The organism is Nonomuraea sp. B12E4, assembly GCF_039871825.1.
Lineage (GTDB): Bacteria > Actinomycetota > Actinomycetes > Streptosporangiales > Streptosporangiaceae > Nonomuraea.
Map to the genome: position 1 here is coordinate 204,786 of NZ_JBDPME010000009.1, position 20,798 is coordinate 225,583.

Genomic DNA, 20,798 nt, shown 5'->3' on the forward strand with positions numbered 1-20,798 from the left:
AGGCGGCCCAGTGACGGCGGAAATCTCAGGCGAGCGGCTGGCGCAGCTCAAGAACACCTTCGCGTCGATCGACACCGACGGCGACGGCTACATCAGCGAGGCCGAGCTGAAGAACCACTTCCCCGACCTCCCGGCCGAGGCTCTGGGCGCGATGAGCCAGGAGGCCGACTCCGACCAGGACGGCCGCTACTCCTTCGAGGAGTTCATCCGCGCGGTCTCCTGAGCCGCCTCCCGCTCCTCTGCGGTGGCCCGCCGTGGCCGCGCCAGGCGGGCGCCGCCGAACAACGCGCGCCGCGTCGCGGGCTCATCCGCGCCGGCGTGCCGCCGGCGCGGATGAGCCGCCCGGACGGCCCCCTGCCCGTGGACGGTCAGGCGGAGACGGAGATCCCGTCGAGCCGTTGGAACACCTCGCGCGAGGCGCTCGACTGGTTGAAGGTGATGAAGTGGATGCCCGGCGCGCCCTCGGCCAGCAGCCGCCGGCACATCTCCACCCCGTGGTCGATGCCCAGCCGCCGCACCGCCACCGGGTCGTCGGCCACCGCCTCGAAACGGGCCGCCAGGGCAGGCGGGAACGGCGCCCCCGACAACTGCTCGGAACGCGCGATCGTGCTCGTCCGGGTGACCGGCATGATGCACGGGATGATCGGGGTGTCGCACCCCTCGGCCGCCACCCGGTCCCGCAGCCGCAGATAGTCGTCGGCCTCGAAGAACATCTGCGTGATCGCGTAGTCGGCGCCCGCGCGGCACTTGCGGACGAAGTATTCGGTGTCGGACTCGATGGACGGCGAGCGCGGGTGCTTGTAGGGGAAGGCGGCCACACCCACGCAGAAGTCGCCCGCCTGCCGGATCAGCCGCACCAGCTCCTCGGCGTAGAGCACGCCCTCGGGATGCCGCACCCAGTCGCCCATCGGGTCGCCGGGCGGGTCGCCGCGGACGGCCAGGATGTTGCGCACCCCGGCGTCGGCGAAGCGCCCCACCAGGTGGCGCAGCTCGCGCACCGAGTGGTTGACCGCGGTGAAATGCGCCACCGGCGTCAGCGTGGTGTCGTGGGCGATGCGCTCGACGATGTCGACCGTGCGGTCACGGGTGCTGCCGCCGGCCCCGTAGGTCACCGACACGAACGTCGGCCGCAGCGACTCCAGCTCCCTGATCGCCCGCCAGAGCTGCCGCTCGCCCTCGTCGGTCTTCGGCGGGAAGAACTCGAACGAGAACGTGTGGCCACCGGAAGCGAGCATGTCGCGGACGATGGGCACACGATCCGGCCGGATGGAGGATCGACCAAGCGCCATGGCCCCAAGATTACAGGTACGCGCTCAAACGGCGACCGCGGCCCGATCCGGGCCGGGTGGTGCCGGAGTGGCGGCCGGGAGGCGTACCTGGGGATTCGATCTCCTCCACCCGGCGACTACGCTCAAGGCATGACCACTGACGCCGCCGGCATGGACGTCTTGCGCACGCGGGTGGAGCAGGCCCTCGGGGAGTTCGTCGCACGGCGGCTGCCCGACCCCGGCGACCCCGAGCTCGCCCCGCTGAGCACGTTCGCCGCCGAGTTGCTGGCCGGCGGCAAGCGGCTGCGTCCCGCGTTCTGCTACTGGGGCTGGCGCGGCGCGGGCGGCACCGACGTGCCGGAGATCTTCACCGCGGCCGCCTCGCTGGAGCTGTTGCAGGCCAGCGCGCTCGTGCACGACGACGTGATGGATAGGAGTGACCTGCGCAGGGGCATGCCGTCGGCGCACCGCCGCTTCCAGGCGATTCACGAGAAGTCCGGCTGGCACGGCTCCGCCGCCCAGTTCGGCGAGGGCGCGGCTATCCTGCTGGGCAACCTGCTGCTGATCTGGTCGGGCGAGATGTGGCGCACCAGCGGCCTGTCACGCGAGGCCCTGGACGCGGCCCAGCCCGTGCACGACCACATGCGCACCGAGCTGATGTGCGGGCAATACCTCGACCTGCTGGAGCAGGCCCACGGGGAGAACACCTTCGAGTCCGCGCTGCGGGTGGCGCTGTTCAAGAGCGGCAAATACTCGGTGGAGCAGCCGCTGAGGCTGGGGCTGGTGCTCGCGACGGCCGAGCTCGCGCCGTGGATGGACGAGCTGTGCACCGGCTTCGGCACCAGGGTCGGGATCGCGTTCCAGCTCCGCGACGACATCCTCGGGGTGTTCGGCGACCCGGCGCAGACGGGCAAGCCCGCGGGCGACGACCTGCGCGAGGGCAAGCGCACGATGCTCGTCGCCCGTACGCTGGCGGCCGCCTCGCCGTCCGCCGCGGACACCGTGCGGCGCCTGCTCGGGGATCCGGGGCTGGACGAGGACGGGGTGGAGACGCTGCGGCAGATCATCGCCGAGACGGGCGCGCTGCAGGAGTGCGAGGACCTGATCGGCGACTACCTGACCAGGGCCCTGGCCGGCCTGGACGCGGCCCCGGTCACGGCGCAGGCCCGTGCGGCCCTCACCGAGCTGGCCATCGCCGCCACCAGCCGCAAGACCTGACCGCCTCCACAAGCCCCGCCCGCCGCCGGCATGTCCCCGACCCGGCGATGGGGAGCCACCGGCCCCGCCTGCCCGCGCTGAGCGGCGGGCAGGCGGGGACCGCGTTCGGCGGGCCGTCGCCGGCGAGGCGCCGTGCCGGGCGCCCCTCCGGGGTCAGCGCTGAGCCAGGCGCTTGGCGAACTGCGCGGCGGCCGCTCCCGGGTCGTCCGCGTCGGTGATCGCCCGCACCACCACCACCCGGCTCACTCCGCACGACATCACCTCGTCCAGGTTGTCGAGGTCGATGCCGCCGATCCCGAACCACGGCCGCGAGGTGCCCAGCGAGGCCGCGTGCCGGAGCAGCGGCGGGCCGGGCGCGGGGCGGCCGGGCTTGGTGGGCGTGGGCCAGACAGGGCCGCAGCAGAAGTAGTCGACGCCCTCCTCCACGGCCGCGGCGGAAGCCTCGGCGGCGGAGTGGGTGGACCGTCCGATGACGATGTCGTCGCCGAGTATCTCTCGCGCGACCGTCAAGGGAAGGTCGTCCTGCCCCAGGTGGAGCACGTCGGGCCGGGCGGCGTAGGCCAGATCCGCCCGGTCGTTGACGGCCAGCAGCTTGCCGTGCCGGTCACAGGCGTCGCGGAACACCTCGAGCAGCGCGAGCTCCTCACGCGCCTCAAGACCCTTCTCCCGCAACTGGACGATGTCCACGCCGGAAGCCAGCACCGTGTCCAGGAACTCCGCCAGGTCACCGCGGTCACGGCGGCCGTCGGTGCAGAGATAGAGGCGGGCCTCAGAAACCGAGGGCTTGGGCACGTCGCTTGACCTCCGTGTGGCGACCGGCCTTGATCGCTTGGATGGGCGACCCGGGCAGCGACTCGTCAGGGGTGAAGAGCCAGCGCAGCGACTCGACTTCGTCATAGCCGGCGTCCTGCAGCACGGTCAGCGTGCCGGGCAGGCCCTTCATCACATCCTTGCCGTCCAGGAACACCGCGGGCACCTGAGGCCCGCCGCTCCCGCGGCGCACTCCGAGGAGCTTGTGGTCCTTGAGGAGTTGCTTGGCACGCCCCAGCGATAGGTCCAGGCGCGAGGCCACTTCGGGGAGAGTGAGCCACTCGTCGACGAGTTGCTCGGTCTCCCGGTCGATCTGTGCAACAGAAAGCGTCACGAAACCACAACTACCACATGCCGTGCTTGCTCAAACAACACAATCCCGTAGGGAGACTTCTGGATCTACCAGGCGTTCCGCGTCGAGAGGGTGACCGGCTTCGATGATCCTGCGCCCCTGTACGAGATCACGCGGCCGGTCCACGGCCAGCACCGCGGCGAGGGTTTCCTCGGCCGTGAGCCAGACCGCCGACCACGGGCCCTCGGGGTCGCCGCGGTAGATGAGGCGCTCCCCGGCCGGGTGGTGCCCGGCGTACTGCACCATGTGCTTGAACTGCTCCGACCAGAAGTACGGCACCGGATCGTAGACCATGTCCTCGCCCAGCAGCGTGGCGGCGGCGACCTCGGGGGCGTTGAGCGCGGTGTCCCAGTGCTCGACCCTGAGCCTGGTCTGCCAGCGGCGCGACCACCAGGCGGCGCAGTCGCCGACGGCGACGGTGTTCGGCAGCGAGGCGCGCAGGTGCTCGTCCACGACGACCCCGTTGTGCAGGTCGATGTCGGCGGCGGCCAGCCATTCGAGCGCCGGGCGCACGCCGATGCCGGTGACGACCACGTGCGCCTCGACGAACTCGCCGTCCAGCAGCCGCACGCCGCCCTCGTCCACGGATTCGACCATGGTGTCGAGCCGCAGGTCGATGCCGTCGTACCAGCGCTGGGTGCGGGCGCCGATCTCGGCGCCGACGGCGGTGGCGAGCGGGGCGGGGCCGGCCTCGATCACCGTCACCACGCACCCGGCGCGGCGGGCCGCGGTGGCCACCTCCGCACCGATCCAGCCGGCGCCGATGATCGCGACGCGGGCGCCGGGCACCAGCATGGCCCGCAGCTCGTGGGCGTCGTCGAGGGTGCGCAGCACGTGCTGGGGGCCGTCGCCGGGCAGCCTGATCGGCTCGGCTCCGGTGGCGATGACCAGGCCGTCGTAGCCCAGCTCGCCCTCCGTCGTCTCCACGACGCCGGGGCGCAGGGCCTTGGCCGTGACGCCGGACCAGAAGTCCACCTCGATCGCGGCCAGATCGGTGTCCACGTAGCTGGTGTCGGCGTCGCCGAGCAGCACGGCCTTGGACAGGGGCGGGCGATCGTAGGGACGGTGCCGCTCCTGGCCTATCAGCGTGATCCTGCCGCTGAATCCGCGCCCGCGCAGCGCCTCCACCGTCCGCAGGCCGGCCAGGCCCGCTCCTACCACCACGACATGGTTCACGTTCATGACCATAACGGGGGCGGTGCCTGGATGTCGCACCGAGGCCGTAGGCTGGGGACGTAAGCCGCGCGGGAGTCCGGCCGTCACCGGGCTGAGAGGAAGGCGTCATCGGGCCTTCGACCGCAAGACACCTGATCCGGATCATGCCGGCGAAGGGAGCGCGAATGGATGTGATCGTGGGTGGCGGAGTCGTCGGGCTGTCGATCGCCTGGCGGCTGACCCGCGAGGGGCGGCCGGTCACCGTGGTGGATCCGGCCCCGGCCGGCGGAGCCTCGCACGCGGCGGCCGGGATGCTGGCCCCGGTGAGCGAGGTCACCTACACGGAGGGGCCGCTGCTGCGGCTGGGCGTCGCCTCTCTGCGCCGCTGGCCCTCCTTCGCCGCCGAACTGGCCGCCGACGCGGGCTTCTCGGCCGCCGACCCGGGTCTTCCCAGTCCCGGCGGGCGTGCGGCGGGTGATGTCGATCCCGGCGTCTCCGGCGGGCTCGCGGGGGACGGCGCGGGCGGCGGGTTCGGCATCAGCGCGCGGGCGCGGGCCGGGCTGGATCTGCGGGCGGACGGGACGCTCGACGTGGCGTTCGGGGCCGACGACCTCGCGGCGCTGGACGAGCTGGCGGCGTTCATGGACAAGCTGGGGCTGCGGGTGGAGCGGCTGACGGGCCGCGAGTGCCGCCGCCTGGAGCCCATGCTGGCCCCCTCCGTGCGCGGCGGGCTGCTGGCCCCCGGCGACGCCTGGGTGGACCCGCGCCGGGTGACGGCCGCGCTGCTGACCGCCCTCGACCGCCTGGGCGTGCCGCTCGTACGGGCGCGCGCGAGCGGGCTCCTGCGCGACGGCGAGCGGGTCGCCGGAGTACGCCTGGCGGACCCCGAACAGCCCGGACCCGGTTGGCGGCCGGAGATCCGGGGCGACCGGGTGATCCTGGCGGCCGGGGTCTGGAGCACCGAGCTGGCCGACGTGCCGGTCCGGCCGATCAAGGGACAGATCATGCGGTTGCGCTCGCCGCAGCCGCTGCTCAGCCGGTGCGTGCGCGGGACCGTGCACGGCTCGCCGGTCTACCTCGTCCCCCGAGGTGACGGCGAGCTGGTGGTCGGGGCCACACAGGAGGAGCTGGGGTTCGACACCAGGGTGACGGCCGGCGGGCTCTACGAGCTGCTGCGCGACGCCAGGGAGCTGGTGCCGGGCGTGACGGAGCTGGAGGTCGCCGACGTGGTGGCCGGCCTGCGCCCGGGGACGCCGGACAACCTGCCGCTCATCGGCCCGGCCCGTACGCCGGGGCTCGTCCTGGCCACGGGACACCACCGCGGCGGCGTGCTGCTGGCCCCCCTCACGGCGGCCCTCGTGTCCGACGCCGTGGCGGCGGACACGGCGGGCGGGCCTGCCGCTTTCCCTGGAGCCGGTGGGGCCGGTGGAGGCGGTGCGGCCGATGCGGCGGTGGGTGACGACGGTGAGTTGGCGGAGTTGTGCTCGCCAGAGAGATTTCGGGAAATTTCATGATTGTGACGATCAACGGGGCCGCCCATGAGGTGGCCGACGGGATTACGGTGGCGCAGGCCGTACGTACATTGACCGTGGCCACCACCGGAGTGGCGGTGGCCGTGAACGACGAGGTGGTCACGCGGAGCTCGTGGGAGACGACGGTGCTCGGCGACAGCGACCGCGTGGAGGTTCTGACGGCGGTGCAAGGTGGATGATCTGATCATCGCCGGGGAGAAGTTCTCCTCCCGGCTCATCATGGGGACCGGCGGCGCGCCCTCGCTGGAGGTGCTGGACCAGGCGCTGGCCGCGTCCGGGACCGAGCTGACCACGGTGGCCATGCGGCGGCTCGACCCCGGCGCCCGCGGCTCCGTGCTGGACGTGCTGCGCGAGCGCGACATCAAGGTGCTGCCCAACACCGCGGGCTGCTTCACCGCGGGTGAGGCGGTGCTGACCGCCCGGCTGGCCCGGGAGGCGCTGGGCACGAACTGGGTCAAGCTTGAGGTCATCGCCGACGAGCGGACGCTGCTCCCCGATCCGATCGAGACGTTCGACGCGGCCGAGCGGCTCGTGGCCGACGGGTTCGTGGTGCTGCCGTACATCGGTGACGACCCGGCGCTGGCGCGGCGGCTGGAGCAGGCGGGCTGCGCGGCCGTGATGCCGCTGGGCGCGCCGATCGGCTCCGGGCTGGGCATCCGCAACCCGCACAACATCGAGCTGATCGTGGAGGCCGCCTCGGTGCCGGTGATCCTCGACGCGGGCATCGGGACGGCCAGCGACGCCGCCCTGGCGATGGAGCTGGGCTGCGACGCCGTCCTGCTGGCCACGGCGGTCACCAGGGCGCAACGGCCCGATCTCATGGCGGCGGCCATGAAGGCGGCCGTGGTGGCGGGGCGGCTGGCGCGGCAGGCGGGCCGCATCCCGCGCAGGCGCTACGCCGAGGCGTCCTCACCGATGACCCCCTGACGGAATGGTCACAGCCCCGACAGGACGCCCTGCCGGGGCTGGGACGCCAGTGAAGCCGTGCCCGTTTCGCCGGGCGGCTTCGACGTGCCGATCAGAACGTCTCAGCATCGGTTTCGGGCGCCGGGGCCCTGCCAGTGGCGAAACGCCCGTAAACTCAGCCGGGTGGATACGACGACTGCGGACCCCCTGGTCGGACGGCTTCTCGATAGGCGCTACCGCATCGAGAGCCGGATCGCCCGGGGCGGTATGGCGACCGTCTACCTGGCGTTGGACATCCGGCTCGACCGGACGGTGGCGCTGAAGGTCATGCACCGCTCGCTCGCCGACGACCCCGCGTTCGTCAGGCGGTTCATCGGCGAGGCCAAGTCGGTTGCCAGCCTGTCCCATCCCAACGTGGTGCACGTCTTCGACCAGGGCACCGACCAGGACATCGTCTACCTGTCGATGGAATACGTGCCCGGCAGGACACTGCGCGACATCCTGCGCGAGCGCGGCCGGCTGCCCGCCCGCGAGGCGCTGGAGATCCTCATCCCGGTGCTCGCCGCCCTCGGCGCGGCCCACCAGGCCGGGATGGTCCACCGCGACGTGAAGCCGGAAAACGTCCTCATGACCGACGACGGCCGGGTCAAGGTCGTCGACTTCGGCCTGGCCAGGGCCATCGAGGCGACCAACCAGACCCGCACCGGCATGATGATCGGTACCATCGGCTACATGGCGCCCGAGCAGGTCACCATGGGCGCCGCCGACGTGCGCAGCGACGTCTACGCCGCCGGCATCATGCTGTTCGAGCTGGTCACCGGCCAGCAGCCCTACGAGGGCGCGACCCCGATGTCGGTGGCCTACCGGCACGTCCACGACACGGTCCCGGCACCGTCGACGCTGGTCCCCGAGGTGCCGCCGCTGATCGACACGCTGGTGGCGCACGCGACCGCGCGCGAGCCGCACGACCGCCCCGCCGACGCCACCGCGATGCTGGTGGCCGCGGTGGACGCGCACCGGATGCTGCCGCGCACGACGGACCCGCAGGCGTCCAACGTCCGGTCCCACGCCGGACCGGCGCACGCGGCCCCGACGGTGTCCCAGCCGATGCCCCCCTCGATGCCGCAGGCCGCGCCGGCGCACACGCTGATCCAGCCGCGCGCGGAGACGCGGGCGGAGGCACGGGCGGAGGCACGGGCGGCGCGGCGCGGTTTCCGGCTGAGCTGGTTCCTGGTGGCGCTGGTCGCCGTGATGGTGGTGGCGGTCGGGCTGACCGGGTGGTATTTCTCACAGGCCGACTACGTCCGCGTCCCCGACCTGATCGGCAAGAACCTCGTGGTGGCGGAGAAGAACGCCGCCTCGCTCGATCTGAAGGTTCGCACGGCCCAGGGCCAATACAGCGAGAAGGTGGCCGAGGGCCTGATCCTGAGCACCGATCCGGTGCCCCAGTCGGAGGTGGAGACCGGCTCCACGATCACGCTGGTGCCCTCGCTCGGGCCCAAGCGCGTGGTCGTGCCGGACACCACGGGCATGACCGGCAACGACGCGCGTTCCACGGTGGCCAGGGCCGGGCTGACCGTGGGCTCGGTCAAGCGGCTGGCCAACCAGCAGGTCGAGCGCGACAAGGTGATCCGCACCTCGCCGCAGGTGGGCGAGCGGGTCAAGGAGGGCACGAAGGTCGACATCTACGTCAGCGCCGGCCTCGTCATGCCCGACGTCACCGGCATGACGAAGGACGAGGCCGCCGGATACCTCGGCGGGCAGGGCTTCCAGGTGCAGGTCAACGAGGTCGACGACGACGCCGAGCCGTGCACGGTCATCGCGCAGGCGCCCAAGGCCAAGGCCGAGGTGGACAAGGGAGCGGCGGCGATGATCACGGTGGCCCGGTGCCAGACGGACTTCTGGGACTGGTTCGGCCGCGGTGACCACGAAGCCCGGGACGACCAGCAGGCCAGCCTGGTGCCCCAGGTGATCGGCAAGGACGTCAAGGACGCCGAGTCCGAGCTGAAGGCGCTCGGGTTCCGGGTGCGGGTGCAGCGGCTGGGCAACGGCGGCGTGGTGCAGTATCAGCGGCCGCTGCCCAACAGCGAGCGCCCGGCCGGCAGCACCGTCTACCTCTGGCACTGACGGGCGACGGTCTCAGGCCAGGTGTCCGTGCAGGCGGACCCTGGCCAGGCCGCCGTCCGGGTGGATGTCCACACGTACGTGGGTGATCGGGTCCCGGTGGTGGAGGCGGAAGCGGTGCGGGGTGTCGGGCTGGAGCCTGGTCCTGGGCAGCAGCTCGACCTCCCGGTCCCCGTCGATCCCGGTGAGCGAGACCGCCGCGGGAGCGTTGAACAGCAGGTTCGTGGTGTCGATCTCGGCCAGCGCGATCACGCCGCGGCCCGCCAGCCGGATGAGGAGCCAGTCGTTGCCCCCGTCCCTGCGGCGCGCGGTCTCCCAGCCCTCCGCCTGGTGGCGGGCGAGCCCGGGGGAGATGGCGTTGTTCGGGGCCGAGTAGAAGTCGTCGGAGCAGGCGGTGACCAGGCCGCCGTTCGCCAGCGCGGCCAGGTCGAGGCCGAGGCCCTCGTAGATCGACAGGTCGGGGCGGGCCTCGCCGTGCACGCGCAGGCGGGCGACGCCGCCGTCGGGGTGGATGTTCAGCCGTACGTGCGTGTAGCGGGTGTCGCCGGCCACCTCGAAGTGGTGCTCGGCGTCGCCCTTGAGCGCGGCGGGCGGGACGATCTCGGTCCACGGGGCGGCCAGCAGCTCGGCCGGTGACGGATGGCCCTCGACGGCCGCGGCCTCGACGGAGGCGTGCGGGGGGTAGTTGCCCTTGAACCAGGCCGTGTCGATCACCACGCCGCGGATCACGCCGGGGAACCCGAGCCGTACGAGGGCCCAGTCGTGGCCGGGCTCGCGGCGGCGGCGGGTCTCCCACCCGTCGTACACCTGCCCCTTGTGGCCGAACGTCGCCGCCCGGAAGCCGGGCCGGCCCGGCTTGACCAGGCTCTCCTTCTCGGCGAAAGACTCGTCGCTGGCCGCCACGACGGAGCCGCCGAGGGTGCGCAGAGCGAGGTCGGGCAGGATGGTGAAGGCTCGCATCTACTGCTCTCCCAACAGGAGTCGTCCGTGCGGCTCGCCGTCCACGGGCCGGCCGCGCAACCAGGTGGTGAGTACGGCGCCGCGCAGCCTGCTGCCGTGATACGGGGTGACCGGGTGTCTGTGGTGCAGGAGGGAGGCGTCGACCAGGTGCTCGGCGGCCGGATCGAAGGCGACCAGATCGGCGTCGTTTCCGGCCTTGATACCCCCTTTGCGGGGGATGTCGGCCATCGAGGCGGGATTGACCGACATCCAGCGGGCCACGTCCGCCAGCCCGTACCCCCTGCGCGCGGCCTCCGTCCAGATCGCGGCCAGGCCGACCTGGAGCGAGGCGATCCCGCCCCAGGCGGTGGCGAAGTCGGGCACCTTCAGCTCGGCGGGCGACGGCGAGTGGTCGGACACGACGCAGCTCAGCACCCCCGCGGCCAGGCCGTCCCACAGCCGGTCGCGGTTGGCCGCGGAGCGGATCGGCGGGCAGCACTTGTACGCGGTGGCCCCCTCGGGCACCTGCTCGGCCGCCAGCGTCAGGTAGTGCGGGCAGGTCTCGGCTGTGACGGCCACGCCGCCGGCCTGGGCCGCCGCCAGCACGTCCAGGCAGTCGGCGCTGGAGACGTGCAGGACGTGCGCCCTGGCGCCGGTCTCCCCGGCCAGCCGCACGACCCGCGCGACGGCGCTGCGCTCCGACGCCCCGGGCCGGGAGTCCAGGAACTCCCGGTATGTCGGGCCGTTCGGCTCCGCGAGCAGCGCCGGGTCCTCGGCGTGCACCACCATCACCCCGCCGATCCCGGCGACCTCCTCCATGGCCCGCCGCATCCCCTCCGCTCCGAGCGGCGGGAACTCCGGCACCCCCGACGGCGACATGAAGCACTTGAACCCGTAGACCCCGCGCTCGCGCAGGGGAGCGAGGTCCTTGACGTTGCCGGGCACGGCGCCGCCCCAGAACCCGACGTCCACGTGGCACCGCCCGCGCGCGGCCCGCAGCTTGGCCTCGAACGCCGCCACGTTCACGGTGGGCGGCAGCGAGTTGAGCGGCATGTCCAGGAGTGTGGTGACGCCGCCGGCCGCCGCCGCCCGGGTGGCCGAGTCGAAGCCCTCCCAGTGCGTACGCCCCGGCTCGTTGACGTGCACGTGGGTGTCGACCAGGCCGGGGAGCAGGGCCAGGTCGCGCAGGTCGATGTCGGCGGCGGCATCGAGGGGCGCGGCGTAGTCGTGGAGAGCGGCGATCCGCTCGCCCTGGACGGCCACCGCCGCGGGCCGCTCGCCCTCGGGCGTGACGGTCCTGCGTGAGCGGATCACCAGGTCGATCATCTATGCCCCTGCCAGATGGACGGAGGCCAGCCGGGCGGCGAGGCGTTCGAGCAGCGGGCCGGCCTCCGCCATGCAGCGGGCGGGGTCGGGCTCCAGGTCGGTGAGGGCGTAGGCGGCCTCGATGCCCGCGGCCTTGAGCTCGGCGTCGGTGAGGGTGCGCCGGCCGCAGACGGCCACCACGGGCACGCCCGCCTTGGCCGCGGCCTGGGCCACGCCGATGGGCGCCTTGCCGCGCAGCGACTGCTCGTCCAGGGAACCCTCACCGGTGATCACCAGCCGTGCGCCCTCGACCTGCTCCCCGAACCCGAGCAGGTCGAGCAGATAGTCGATGCCGGGCCGGATCTCGGCATGCAGGAACGCCAGCGCCGCGAACCCCACCCCGCCCGCCGCCCCGGCGCCGGGCGCCCCCGCCACCCCCATCGCGCGCGGAACGTCGTCATGTTCGACGGCCCCCATCAGCCCGTGCGTGGCCGTGGCCACCGCCGCCAGCCTGGACAGACCCGCTTCCAGTGTCTTCACGTCCTCGGGGGTGGCGCCCTTCTGCGGTCCGTAGACGGCGGCGGCGCCGTGCGGGCCGAGCAGGGGGTTGTCCACGTCGCTCGCCACCACGAACTCCACCCCGGCGATGTCGACGAAGCCCGACATGTCGATGCGGTCGAGGGAACGCAACGCGGCCCCGCCCGGGGGCAGGTCGCCGCCCTCGGCGTCCAGCAGGCGCGCGCCGAGGGCCTGCGCCATGCCCGCGCCCCCGTCGGTGCACGCGCTGCCGCCCAGGCCCAGCACCACGCGCCGGGCGCCGCGGCGCAGCGCGTCGGCGATCAGCTCGCCGGTGCCGTGGCTGGTGGCGGTCAGGGGCTGGAGCCCGCCGGGGAGGCGCCGCAGGCCGGAAGCCTCGGCCAGCTCCACCACCGCGTCCGCGGAGCCGGGTTGCCAGGCGTACGAGGCCGGGATCCGCTCGCCCGTGGGCCCGGTCACCTCGATCGTGACCCGGGTGAAGCCACCCGCGACGGCGGCCTCCACCGTGCCGTCACCGCCGTCGGCGACCGGCAACTCGACGGTCGGCACCCCGAGCCCCGCCGACACCCGGGAGGCCACCTCGGCCGCGGTCAGTGACCCCTTGAACTTGTCAGGGGCGACAAGAACGTGCTGAACCACTACGAACCCCCACACGATGGTGAACAATGTCCTGACACGCCTTCCTGCCCGGTGCGAGCGGGCAGGAAGGCGTGACTCATCATCCTGACATTGGCCGCCGCCGGGGAACCCCGCCGGGCGGGGGCCGCGGGCGGGGGCCGCGGGTGGGGGCCCGCCACCCGCCCGCAGGGGGACCGGGCGGGTGACGGGCAGGGGACAGTAGCCGACGGGTAAAGTGTCAGTTACTTTCTGTAATGAAAGATGCCCATGGTCATGCCCGTCAAACCCAGACGTCACGTCAGTGTCAGGAGCGCTCAGGGCAGGGGGAGGGGGCGGCCCACGATCGCGTATTCCTCGTGGCCCCCCGGGAAGACGAACGAGGTCAGCAGGTCCTGGAACCCCAGGGCGCCGTAGAGGTGGCGGGCGGCCGTCGGCTGGTCGTGGGTGGACAGGACGGCCGAGCGCTCCCGGCGGCCCGCGCACAGCGTGCGGATCATCGCCCGGCCGATGCCCTTGCCCTGGTAGTCGGGGTGGACGTGGATCTCGGCCAGTTCGAAGGCGTGTCCCAGCCAGGCGTTGGCGGCCTCCCGGCCCGAGCGCTCCGTCAGGGCCCGCAGGACCACGTCGTGCCACCACTGCCCGGGCGTGCCGCGGAAACCGTAGGCGAATCCCACGATTCTGGGGGTTTCAAGGGCGGGCGAGCCGGGGGATGATTCACGCAATTCGGCGAAATAGCACTGAAAATGGGGATATGTCCCGTGATTTCGCATGATGGCCTTGCGGCCGGAGATCTGCTCCGCGGGCGGGTTCATGGCCGCCGTGTAAATGCCGATCACCGTCTCCAGCCGCTCGGTGAACTCGGCCGGACCCGCCCCGCGAAACTCGATCACTCGTCGCACACTACTCGACGTCCACCGGGGTGCCGCCGGTGATGCGCACCAACTCGTCGAACGTCGTGGGGAAGACCGTCAGCGGATGCCCGCCGGCCGCCCACACCACCTCGTGCTTGCCCAGCCAGTTGTCCACCAGGGTCCGGACCGGCGCCGGGTGCCCGACCGGGGCGACGCCGCCGATGGGCTGGCCGGTGGCGGCCCTGACGAACTCGGGGGTCGCCCGGCGTACCCGCTCGGCGCCCACCGTACGGGCGATCAACGCCACGTCCACGCGGTGCGCGCCGCTGGTCAGCACCAGCAGCGGCGCCCCGTCCGCGTCGAAGATCAGGCTGTTGGCGATGGCCCCGACCTCGCAGCCGACCTGGGCCGCCGCGATCGCGGCCGTCGGAGCCTTCTCCGGCAGGACGACGATCTCCCCGGAGGCACCAAGCTCGCGCAAGGCGGATTCCACGACGACGGCATTCGCCGGCAGGTTCTCAGACATGAAGACACTCTAAACAGATTGACCGCTTCATTACCCATTCATGGGCAGTGGTGTAGGGTCCACTGATCTTCGTCAATGATATGAGAGGTGGTACGGGTGAGGGCTCGACGGGTGCCCGGGATGGCTGTACTTCTGACGGCTGGCGCCGTCGCTCTCACGGGCTGCGGCACGCGAACGATGGAGCGCGCACCGGCCTCCTCGTTAACCGGTTCCACGGCCCCGGCCGGCACGCCCTCGGACCTGTCCGGGGCCGCCCGGTCCGGCCCGTCCGCCACCCCCTCCACCGAGGCTCCCGTAGCCGCGCCGCGCAAGACGCTCAAACTCGGCGCCAAGGGCAAGAACGTCGCCTGGATGCAGCGGCGCCTGACCGAACTCGGCTACCGCCCCGGCAAGGTCGACGGCCAGTACGGCGGGACGACGCTGGCGGCCGTGTGGGCGTTCCAGAAGGTCAACGACATCAGGCCGACCTCCACCATCGCCAGGCGCACCTGGGAGGCCCTGGAAGCCCCCGAAGCCCCCAGGGTCCTGGTCAAGAACGGCAAGCCGACCCGCGTCGAGATCAACCTCACCAAGCAGATCATGGTCCTGTACGTCCGGGGCGAGGCCAGGCTGATCAGCCACGTGTCCTCCGGCAGCAACGTCCCCTACTGCGAGACCACCGTGTGGCAGGGCAAGGAGCAGCGGTTCTGCGGCTCGGCCGGCACGCCGACGGGCAACTACCGGACGACGTGGCGCACGGGCGGCTGGCACAAGTCCTACCTCGGCGAGCTCTACAACCCGATCTTCTTCAACGGTGGGATCGCCCTCCACGGGGCGCTGTCGGTGCCGCTTCATCCGGCCTCGCACGGGTGCGTGCGCATGCCGATGAACGTGGCCGAGGTTCTGCCGGGGATGCTCGGCAAGGGCGTGCCGGTCCACGTGCGCGGCAAGTTCCGGCGCGCCTGACCCGTGACGTACGCGGGCGTGCGTGACCCAGTACGCCCGCGTAAGCGCTCGTGGTGAAGGGCGCCCCGCTGCCTGCCCGTCGCCCGCTGGAGGGCCGGACGCCGACCTGAGCGGCTCGACCTGCTGCCAGGGCGGAACACCCGCTGCCGCTCGTCCCGCACCGCCGGCTTCTAGGCGCTCCCGCCGGGTGAGGCGCTTTCCGGGTCGGGCGCCGCGGCCGGGAGCCCGCGTGTCCCCGCCGCCAGTGCCAGCCCCGCGGCCTGCGCCAGCCCGGCCGCGACCAGGACGAAGGCCAGGCTCGGTTGCCACGATGGGAGGCCGCCGGCGAAGCCGTCCTCGTCGTAGAGCCCCGCCAGCAGCCGTACCGGGTTGAGGAACGCGACCACCAGCACGGCGACGTACGGCACGATCAGCACCCCGGACAGCACGAGCAGGAACGTGCGGCCCCGGCCGGAGCGCCGCAGCAGCACGCCGATCACCACGAAGGCCACCGCCAGCAGTCCCGCGAACAGCGTGGTCCACCAGACCAGCCGCCAGGTGTCCACGCCCACCGCCGTCATCCCGTCGGCGTCCACCCGGCCCTCCCACCCGGGCCCGGTGGTCTGCGCGCGCACCGCCGTGCGGATGGCGGCATGGCCGGCGGCCGCGTACGCCGCCGCCAGGACCGGTCCCAGCGCCAGCAGGACCAGGCCGACCGGCCGCCCCCGACCCGTCCCCGCCATCGGCTCTCCTCCTGTGTGCGCGCTCAGCCGAGGGAGCGCAGCCCGGCCAGCGTGACCTCCGCCGCGCGGCGACCAGTGTCCCAGATCTCCTGCAGCGACCGGCAGTTGTCCAGGTTGGCGATGATCGCCAGTTTCACCGCGCCGACCAGCGCCCCCACCGCCGCGGCCGCCTCGGTCGGGCTCAGCCGGTCGGGATAGGCGTCGTGCAGCGCCCTGGCGAGCTGGAGCTGGGTGTCGAACAGCACCAGCAGCCCCTTGGCCTGCAGTGCCGGCTCCGTGAGGATGAGCCGCATCCGCAGCTCGGCGTCCTCGAACGTGAGCTCCTCGTACGCGGCCGCCATCTGCAGGCTCCCGTCGATCAGCTTGATCAGCACGTCGGCCGGGGATTCCTCGGGAGCCCTGCCGGCCAGCAGCGACATGGCCAGCTCGATCCGGGAGCCCGTGTCGTAGAAGAGCACGTCCTCCTTGGCCGCGAAATAGCTGAAGAACGTGCGTGTCGAGACGTCGGCCGCGGCCGCGATCTCCGCGAGCGTCGTCTCCTCGAAGCCCTTCTCCTCGAACAGCCGGAGCGCCGCCTCGATCAGCGCCCGGCGCGTGCGCTGCTTCTTGCGCTCCCGCAGTCCTACCATGCCGGAACTATACGGCAAGGTGGGAAGTTTTTCATCTGTTGCAATTTTGCATTGAATGATGTTTTCTGGAGAGGTCAACAGGAGAGGAGCCGTTCATGTCCGAACTGACCTATCCCACCCTCCGGCAGCGGCCGCTCGACCCGCCCGACGAGGCCATCCGGCTGCGCGAGCAGGCGCCGATGCACCGGATGACCTACGCCGACGGCCATGTCGGCTGGCTCGTGACCGGCTACGCGGCCGCCCGCGCCGTGCTGGCGCACCCGGACTTCAGCACCCGGCCGGAGCTGATGCATCCGCCGATTCCGGCCAGGAGGCTGGTGGAGCGCGACCAGTTCAAGGTGCCGCCGGGCTTCTTCCTGCGCATGGACGCGCCCGAGCACACGAAGTACCGCAAACTGCTCACCGGTCAGTTCACGGTGCGCAGGATGAAGCTGCTCGAACCCAGGATCGCGGAGATCACCGAGGCCTGCCTGGACGAGATGGCCGCGGCCGGCGGTCCCGTGGACCTCGTGCAGGCGTTCGCGCTGCCGATCCCGTCGCTGGTGATCTGCGAGCTGCTCGGGGTGCCGTACGAGGATCGTGCGCAGTTCCAGGAGGACTCCAAGCTCCTCGTCAGCCTGGAGACCAAGGTCGAGGAGGCGGTCGCGGCGCTGGGCCGCGTCATGGCCTACCTGTACGGGCTGATCGCGCGCAAGCGCGCTGAGCCGGCCGACGACCTGCTCGGCGGGCTCATCGAGGGCGGGGAGCTCAACGACGACGAGCTGGCCGGGATCGCGTTCCTGCTGCTGGTGGCCGGGCACGAGACGACGGCCAACATGCTGGGGCTGGGGACGTACGCGCTGCTCACCAACCCCGCCCAGCTCGCCGCCATGCGGGACGACCCGGCGGTGGTGGACAACGGCGTCGAGGAGCTGCTGCGCTACCTCACGATCATCCACCTCGGCCCGTTCAGGACCGCGCTGACGGATGTCGAGATCGACGGCAACCTCGTCAAGAAGGGCGAGACGGTCGCCATCCACCTGCCCACCGCCAACCGCGACCCGTCCCGCTTCGCCGGCGGCGACGAGCTCGACCTCGCCCGTCCCGCGGGCGGGCACCTGACGTTCGGCCACGGCATCCACCAGTGCCTGGGACAGCAGCTCGCGCGGGCGGAGATGCGCCTGGCCTACCCCGCGCTGCTGCGCCGCTTCCCTGGCCTACGCTTGGCCGTAACACCCGAGGAGGTGCCGATGCGCTCGGACATGACCATCTATGGAGTGCACCGCCTCCCTGTCACTTGGTAGGTCGCAATGGAAATCAAGGCTGATACGACGGTGTGCATCGGTGCGGGGATGTGCGCGCTGACGGTGCCGGCGGTGTTCGACCAGAGCGAGGAGGAGGGCACGGTCCTGCTCCTCCAGCAGGTCCCGCCGGAGGACCTGGAGGACGCTGTCCGCCGTGCCGTGACCCTGTGCCCGTCGGGGGCCATCTCGATCGCATAACCCCCTTTCGCCCCTTGGCGCCCCCCTGAAGTACGGGGCCGCCGCCCACCACCCGGCGACGGCCCCATCATCCCCGCGTCACGGCCTCGCGCCCCGCGCCATGCCGGAGACCTTGCCGGCACGGCCTCGTGGCTCCACGCGAGTTTCCCCCGCCTGGCCCCATGCCGGTCCTTCTCACGCGGCTCACGTGCCGTCTCGCCTTCGGTGACCTCCCGCCCACGCCCCGGTCGCGCCATGCGGCGCCGCCGTGCCGTTGCCGCGCCAACGGCCACGGCTTGGCCCCCGCGGAGGGACCCGGGGTCGGGCTGTCAGGCCGTCAGGGGAGAGATGAGGGGCGGCGGAGCGGCGGAATCCGTGTGTCGGTGGTTTCCGTTCATGGTCGTCGAACCTATGTTCGTGGAACAGGTTGACACCGAGCGTGATCGAAATTATGTTCGATCTAGTGGCGGTGAGGCTCGCGGCTCAGCGTCACGAGGACCTGGCCGCGGGCCGTTCGCTTCCCCAAGCGATCCCCGCGGCCGGGTCCACGGGCGAAGGATGCGTCCTCGTCGTCGGCGGAGACGAGTGGGCGCGTCCTGGCCGGACGGGGAGAGGGGAAGCTCCTCGTCCGGCCGGCCTGGCGGAAATGTCAGTGGGGTCTGCAAGTGTTGGCTCCACTGGCGGAGACGTCGGCAGCGGCCCATGACTCCAAGGAGGCGCGCAAGATGGCACCAAGGCCTAGAGACACGCCCGGGCCCCGGCTGTCGCCTGCGGTTCGGGCGCATCTGACCGATTCACGTTCCTGCCTGGCTGAGGCGGCGGCCGCTCGCACCCCGGCATCCCGATTCGTGGCCGCTCACCTGGCAGCTCTCCGGGCGGCGGCGGCGATCCTGGCCGCCCGGCCTCGTCCGATGGAGGGCCGCAGGCGCCGCCTGCGCAGCGCGTGGGAGTTGCTGCCCGAGGCGGAGCCGCGCCTGGCCGAGTGGGCCACCTACTTCGCGGCGACCGCCGACAAGCGCGCCGCCGCGGAGGCGGGCATGGTCCGCAGGATCAGCACGGCCGACGCCGAGGAGATCCTGGCCGAGGCGGAGACGTTCGTCTCGGCGATCGAGGACATCCTCGGGGTCCCCTCTCAGCCCCAACTCCCCGTCAACGTCCCCCTGGCAGGCTGACCTGATCCCTGCGAGGCACGCCCCTTGACCCCACTTTCGCCGCCGCCTCATGCCGCACGCCTCTGACGAGTTCCGGGGCTCCGGTGGCTCGATGGGCCGTGGGCCCGGCACGCCCGTGCCCGGCTGCCCCTGGGTGGATGGCGTGCGCTCGGCCACGGCGCTCGGAGCCCCTGCCCGGCCCGCGAGCCCGGGACCCGCTGGGGCCGCGAGCCTGGGCTCAGCGTTTGAGATCCGCACCCAGGCGCTGGAGACGCCGGCCGGCCGCCGGTTCGGGCTCTACAGCGATGTCGGCCATCTGAACACGCTCTTCGTCGGACGCAACGAGGACGGTCGCCTCGAAGTGATCGGGGTCAACCAGGCCGGTGGCATCTGGCGCACCTGGCAAACCGTCAGGGCCATGTCCGTGGCGGAGATGGCCCTCAGGGCCGTGTCCCGGCCCCGGAGACGCTTCCCAGGGCCGTCTCCGGGGGCCGACGAGGTCAGGGCAAGTGGTCGTGCGGCTGCGCGGTCTCAGAGCGACGTGGGCCCGGGCTTGGGAGGCTCGGGCAGGGGAGGCTTGCGCGGGCCGGACAGAGCACAAGGTGGACCGGCCTCTGGCCCGGGTGACTCGGGAGGAGCGGCCTGAGGCGGGCCGCCCCTCGGGGCGGGTGGGGTCAGAAGGACTCGACGGCTCGACGAGCCTCGGCGTCGAGGACGCCCCAGCTGATGAGCTCCTCGGTCAGCTCGCTCGGCGACTTGTCGTAGATCACGGCAAGCGAGCGCAGGTCCTCCTGGCGGATCGACAGCACCTTGCCGTTGTAGTCGCCGCGCTGGCTCTGGATCGTGGCGGCATAGCGGGCCAGGGCCCCCGCCTTCTCCTTGGGCAGCGTGGCAAGGCGCTCCAGGTCGATCACAAGCTTGGGTGTCGGACCGAGCGGGCTGGGCGCGGCTCCGCCCGGCAGCAGCTCGGAGACGGGCACCCCGTAGAAGTCGGCAAGCTCGGCAAGCTTCTGCACGGTCACCGCGCGGTCGCCACGCTCATAGGAGCCCACGACTACGGCTTTCCACCTGCCGCGCGACTTCTCCTCGACTCCATGCAGGGACAGCCCCTGCTGGGTGCGGATGGCGCGGAGTCGTGCACCCAGCGACTTTGCGTACTCAGACGGCATCGTGTGGCCCCCCGGCTCTCGTATGTATCGCTCTCAGTAGATTGTGCTCCCTTGCGGCGTATGCCCGAGCCACCGGGGGGTCTGGTGCCAAGGTCGGCACCAACGGTAGCCGTGGCCCTGGGTTTACCCCAGAACGCCGCGCGGTGTGGTTACGCACAGTGACGGTAAAGGGGCGGACGCCTAAGGTCAAGCTGATTGGAAAAAAGATGCCGAATCCGGTCCGGGAGGGAACGCAACAAAAGCCCCTCATGTCCCGGTGGTAACAGTGCTTCGTCAGAGTTCGCCGAGCGGCGCATTGTCCTCAGGCTCCCTGGTGAGAGTCATGACAGGGCAGGTCGAGACCATGATGATCTTGCTGGAGACGTCGCCGAGGGAGACCCTCCTGAGTGGCCGGTGTCGCCCGAAGCGCATATGATCATCTCGCCGGGGAGTCACGCGGTCGCCCGAGGGTCCGGGCGACGTCGCGACCCTCCAGCACCGCGATCTCCGCCCGGCGCCGCGCGCGCCGCGGACCGCAGGGGGCGGCCCGGTCGCGCGGGCGTACGGGCGTTTCCGCTCGATCCGCGCCCGCCTGCCGCCGC

At 72.1% G+C, this 20,798-nt stretch carries 22 protein-coding genes and 1 riboswitch; of the genes, 10 read left to right on the plus strand and 12 right to left on the minus strand.

Annotated features, from left to right (window positions below; translation table 11 throughout):
- Nucleotides 1-10 precede the first annotated feature (10 nt).
- Complete coding sequence (locus ABGB18_RS22140) at nt 11-223, plus strand: EF-hand domain-containing protein (RefSeq protein ID WP_347697458.1); 213 nt, start codon at nt 11-13, stop codon at nt 221-223.
- Nucleotides 224-368: 145 nt separating this feature from the next.
- On the opposite strand, the gene metF is transcribed toward ABGB18_RS22140, so the two are convergent.
- The gene (gene metF, locus ABGB18_RS22145) at nt 369-1,235 is read right to left on the minus strand and encodes a methylenetetrahydrofolate reductase [NAD(P)H] (protein WP_347697459.1); all 867 of its coding nucleotides are present in this window, start codon (nt 1,233-1,235) and stop codon (nt 369-371) included.
- A gap of 183 nt (nt 1,236-1,418) precedes the next feature.
- Here metF and ABGB18_RS22150 point away from each other — a divergent pair, with 183 nt between their 5' ends.
- Nucleotides 1,419-2,486, plus strand: a complete 1,068-nt coding sequence (locus tag ABGB18_RS22150; RefSeq protein WP_347697460.1) for a polyprenyl synthetase family protein — start codon at nt 1,419-1,421, stop codon at nt 2,484-2,486.
- A gap of 153 nt (nt 2,487-2,639) precedes the next feature.
- Here the strand turns inward: ABGB18_RS22150 and thiE are convergent, their stop codons facing one another.
- The 3 genes from thiE to ABGB18_RS22165 are packed head-to-tail and all read right to left on the minus strand — an operon-like array spanning nt 2,640 to nt 4,830.
- A complete protein-coding gene (gene thiE / locus ABGB18_RS22155; RefSeq protein WP_347697461.1) occupies nt 2,640-3,278 on the minus strand; it encodes a thiamine phosphate synthase in 639 nt (212 codons plus the stop codon).
- Nucleotides 3,256-3,630 carry an Rv2175c family DNA-binding protein gene (locus ABGB18_RS22160; protein ID WP_347697462.1) on the minus strand — a complete coding sequence of 125 codons (375 nt, stop codon included), beginning with the start codon at nt 3,628-3,630 and terminating at the stop codon, nt 3,256-3,258. Before ABGB18_RS22160 ends, thiE begins: the two co-directional genes overlap by 23 nt.
- A gap of 30 nt (nt 3,631-3,660) precedes the next feature.
- Nucleotides 3,661-4,830, minus strand: a complete 1,170-nt coding sequence (locus tag ABGB18_RS22165; protein ID WP_347697463.1) for an FAD-dependent oxidoreductase — start codon at nt 4,828-4,830, stop codon at nt 3,661-3,663.
- A gap of 52 nt (nt 4,831-4,882) precedes the next feature.
- Nucleotides 4,883-4,999, plus strand: a riboswitch (TPP riboswitch).
- Between ABGB18_RS22165 and ABGB18_RS22170 the strand changes: the two genes are divergently transcribed.
- The 4 genes from ABGB18_RS22170 (at nt 4,989) to pknB (ending at nt 9,368) form a co-directional block, all read left to right on the plus strand.
- Complete coding sequence (locus ABGB18_RS22170) at nt 4,989-6,317, plus strand: FAD-dependent oxidoreductase (RefSeq protein WP_347697464.1); 1,329 nt, start codon at nt 4,989-4,991, stop codon at nt 6,315-6,317. Its footprint overlaps the riboswitch before it by 11 nt.
- Nucleotides 6,314-6,514: a sulfur carrier protein ThiS gene (gene thiS, locus ABGB18_RS22175; RefSeq protein WP_347697465.1), complete on the plus strand. Its 201-nt coding sequence runs from the start codon at nt 6,314-6,316 to the stop codon at nt 6,512-6,514. The genes ABGB18_RS22170 and thiS overlap by 4 nt, the downstream gene beginning before the upstream one ends.
- Entirely contained in the window at nt 6,507-7,262 is a 756-nt protein-coding gene (locus tag ABGB18_RS22180) for a thiazole synthase (RefSeq protein ID WP_347697466.1), read from the plus strand. The genes thiS and ABGB18_RS22180 overlap by 8 nt, the downstream gene beginning before the upstream one ends.
- Nucleotides 7,263-7,424: 162 nt before the next feature.
- A complete protein-coding gene (gene pknB / locus ABGB18_RS22185) occupies nt 7,425-9,368 on the plus strand; it encodes a Stk1 family PASTA domain-containing Ser/Thr kinase (RefSeq protein WP_347697467.1) in 1,944 nt (647 codons plus the stop codon).
- A gap of 12 nt (nt 9,369-9,380) precedes the next feature.
- Here pknB and alc read toward each other — a convergent pair whose 3' ends face one another.
- The 5 genes from alc to ABGB18_RS22210 all read right to left on the minus strand — a co-directional run bounded on the left by alc (nt 9,381) and on the right by ABGB18_RS22210 (nt 14,141).
- A complete protein-coding gene (gene alc, locus ABGB18_RS22190) occupies nt 9,381-10,325 on the minus strand; it encodes an allantoicase (protein WP_347697468.1) in 945 nt (314 codons plus the stop codon).
- Nucleotides 10,326-11,630 carry an allantoinase AllB gene (gene allB, locus ABGB18_RS22195; RefSeq protein ID WP_347697469.1) on the minus strand — a complete coding sequence of 435 codons (1,305 nt, stop codon included), beginning with the start codon at nt 11,628-11,630 and terminating at the stop codon, nt 10,326-10,328.
- A complete protein-coding gene (locus tag ABGB18_RS22200) occupies nt 11,631-12,800 on the minus strand; it encodes a glycerate kinase (RefSeq protein WP_347697470.1) in 1,170 nt (389 codons plus the stop codon).
- Nucleotides 12,801-13,078: 278 nt separating this feature from the next.
- Nucleotides 13,079-13,654 (minus strand): GNAT family N-acetyltransferase, encoded by a 576-nt coding sequence (locus tag ABGB18_RS22205; RefSeq protein ID WP_347697471.1) that lies wholly within the window; start codon nt 13,652-13,654, stop codon nt 13,079-13,081.
- A gap of 10 nt (nt 13,655-13,664) precedes the next feature.
- Nucleotides 13,665-14,141 carry a YbaK/EbsC family protein gene (locus tag ABGB18_RS22210; RefSeq protein WP_347697472.1) on the minus strand — a complete coding sequence of 159 codons (477 nt, stop codon included), beginning with the start codon at nt 14,139-14,141 and terminating at the stop codon, nt 13,665-13,667.
- Between the two features lie 120 nt (nt 14,142-14,261).
- On the opposite strand from ABGB18_RS22210, the gene ABGB18_RS22215 reads away from it, so the two are divergent.
- Nucleotides 14,262-15,086: a L,D-transpeptidase family protein gene (locus tag ABGB18_RS22215; RefSeq protein ID WP_347697473.1), complete on the plus strand. Its 825-nt coding sequence runs from the start codon at nt 14,262-14,264 to the stop codon at nt 15,084-15,086.
- A 170-nt stretch (nt 15,087-15,256) separates the two neighbouring features.
- Here ABGB18_RS22215 and ABGB18_RS22220 read toward each other — a convergent pair whose 3' ends face one another.
- Both ABGB18_RS22220 and ABGB18_RS22225 read right to left on the minus strand, forming a co-directional pair.
- The gene (locus ABGB18_RS22220; RefSeq protein WP_347697474.1) at nt 15,257-15,808 is read right to left on the minus strand and encodes a hypothetical protein; all 552 of its coding nucleotides are present in this window, start codon (nt 15,806-15,808) and stop codon (nt 15,257-15,259) included.
- A gap of 23 nt (nt 15,809-15,831) precedes the next feature.
- A complete protein-coding gene (locus ABGB18_RS22225) occupies nt 15,832-16,437 on the minus strand; it encodes a helix-turn-helix domain-containing protein (RefSeq protein ID WP_347697475.1) in 606 nt (201 codons plus the stop codon).
- 95 nt (nt 16,438-16,532) lie between these two features.
- Here ABGB18_RS22225 and ABGB18_RS22230 point away from each other — a divergent pair, with 95 nt between their 5' ends.
- The 3 genes from ABGB18_RS22230 (at nt 16,533) to ABGB18_RS22240 (ending at nt 19,069) form a co-directional block, all read left to right on the plus strand.
- Nucleotides 16,533-17,720, plus strand: a complete 1,188-nt coding sequence (locus tag ABGB18_RS22230; protein ID WP_347697476.1) for a cytochrome P450 — start codon at nt 16,533-16,535, stop codon at nt 17,718-17,720.
- A gap of 6 nt (nt 17,721-17,726) precedes the next feature.
- On the plus strand, nt 17,727-17,918 hold the full coding sequence (locus tag ABGB18_RS22235; protein WP_347697477.1) for a ferredoxin: 192 nt from the start codon (nt 17,727-17,729) through the stop codon (nt 17,916-17,918).
- A 704-nt stretch (nt 17,919-18,622) separates the two neighbouring features.
- On the plus strand, nt 18,623-19,069 hold the full coding sequence (locus ABGB18_RS22240; protein ID WP_347697478.1) for an SAV_6107 family HEPN domain-containing protein: 447 nt from the start codon (nt 18,623-18,625) through the stop codon (nt 19,067-19,069).
- A gap of 653 nt (nt 19,070-19,722) precedes the next feature.
- Here the strand turns inward: ABGB18_RS22240 and ABGB18_RS22245 are convergent.
- Nucleotides 19,723-20,217, minus strand: a complete 495-nt coding sequence (locus tag ABGB18_RS22245; RefSeq protein WP_026214021.1) for a transcriptional regulator — start codon at nt 20,215-20,217, stop codon at nt 19,723-19,725.
- Between the last annotated feature and the right edge of the window lie 581 nt (nt 20,218-20,798).

Coding starts and splice junctions, on each gene's coding strand:
- metF (WP_347697459.1), bottom strand. CDS start 1,235: ATGCTCGCTTCCGGTGGCCACACGTTCTCGTTCGAGTTCTTCCCGCCG.
- ABGB18_RS22150 (WP_347697460.1), top strand. CDS start 1,419: ATGACCACTGACGCCGCCGGCATGGACGTCTTGCGCACGCGGGTGGAG.
- ABGB18_RS22165 (WP_347697463.1), bottom strand. CDS start 4,830: ATGAACGTGAACCATGTCGTGGTGGTAGGAGCGGGCCTGGCCGGCCTG.
- ABGB18_RS22170 (WP_347697464.1), top strand. CDS start 4,989: ATGGATGTGATCGTGGGTGGCGGAGTCGTCGGGCTGTCGATCGCCTGG.
- thiS (WP_347697465.1), top strand. CDS start 6,314: ATGATTGTGACGATCAACGGGGCCGCCCATGAGGTGGCCGACGGGATT.
- alc (WP_347697468.1), bottom strand. CDS start 10,325: ATGCGAGCCTTCACCATCCTGCCCGACCTCGCTCTGCGCACCCTCGGC.
- allB (WP_347697469.1), bottom strand. CDS start 11,630: ATGATCGACCTGGTGATCCGCTCACGCAGGACCGTCACGCCCGAGGGC.
- ABGB18_RS22210 (WP_347697472.1), bottom strand. CDS start 14,141: ATGTCTGAGAACCTGCCGGCGAATGCCGTCGTCGTGGAATCCGCCTTG.
- ABGB18_RS22215 (WP_347697473.1), top strand. CDS start 14,262: ATGGCTGTACTTCTGACGGCTGGCGCCGTCGCTCTCACGGGCTGCGGC.
- ABGB18_RS22220 (WP_347697474.1), bottom strand. CDS start 15,808: ATGGCGGGGACGGGTCGGGGGCGGCCGGTCGGCCTGGTCCTGCTGGCG.
- ABGB18_RS22225 (WP_347697475.1), bottom strand. CDS start 16,437: ATGGTAGGACTGCGGGAGCGCAAGAAGCAGCGCACGCGCCGGGCGCTG.
- ABGB18_RS22230 (WP_347697476.1), top strand. CDS start 16,533: ATGTCCGAACTGACCTATCCCACCCTCCGGCAGCGGCCGCTCGACCCG.
- ABGB18_RS22235 (WP_347697477.1), top strand. CDS start 17,727: ATGGAAATCAAGGCTGATACGACGGTGTGCATCGGTGCGGGGATGTGC.
- ABGB18_RS22240 (WP_347697478.1), top strand. CDS start 18,623: ATGGCACCAAGGCCTAGAGACACGCCCGGGCCCCGGCTGTCGCCTGCG.
- ABGB18_RS22245 (WP_026214021.1), bottom strand. CDS start 20,217: ATGCCGTCTGAGTACGCAAAGTCGCTGGGTGCACGACTCCGCGCCATC.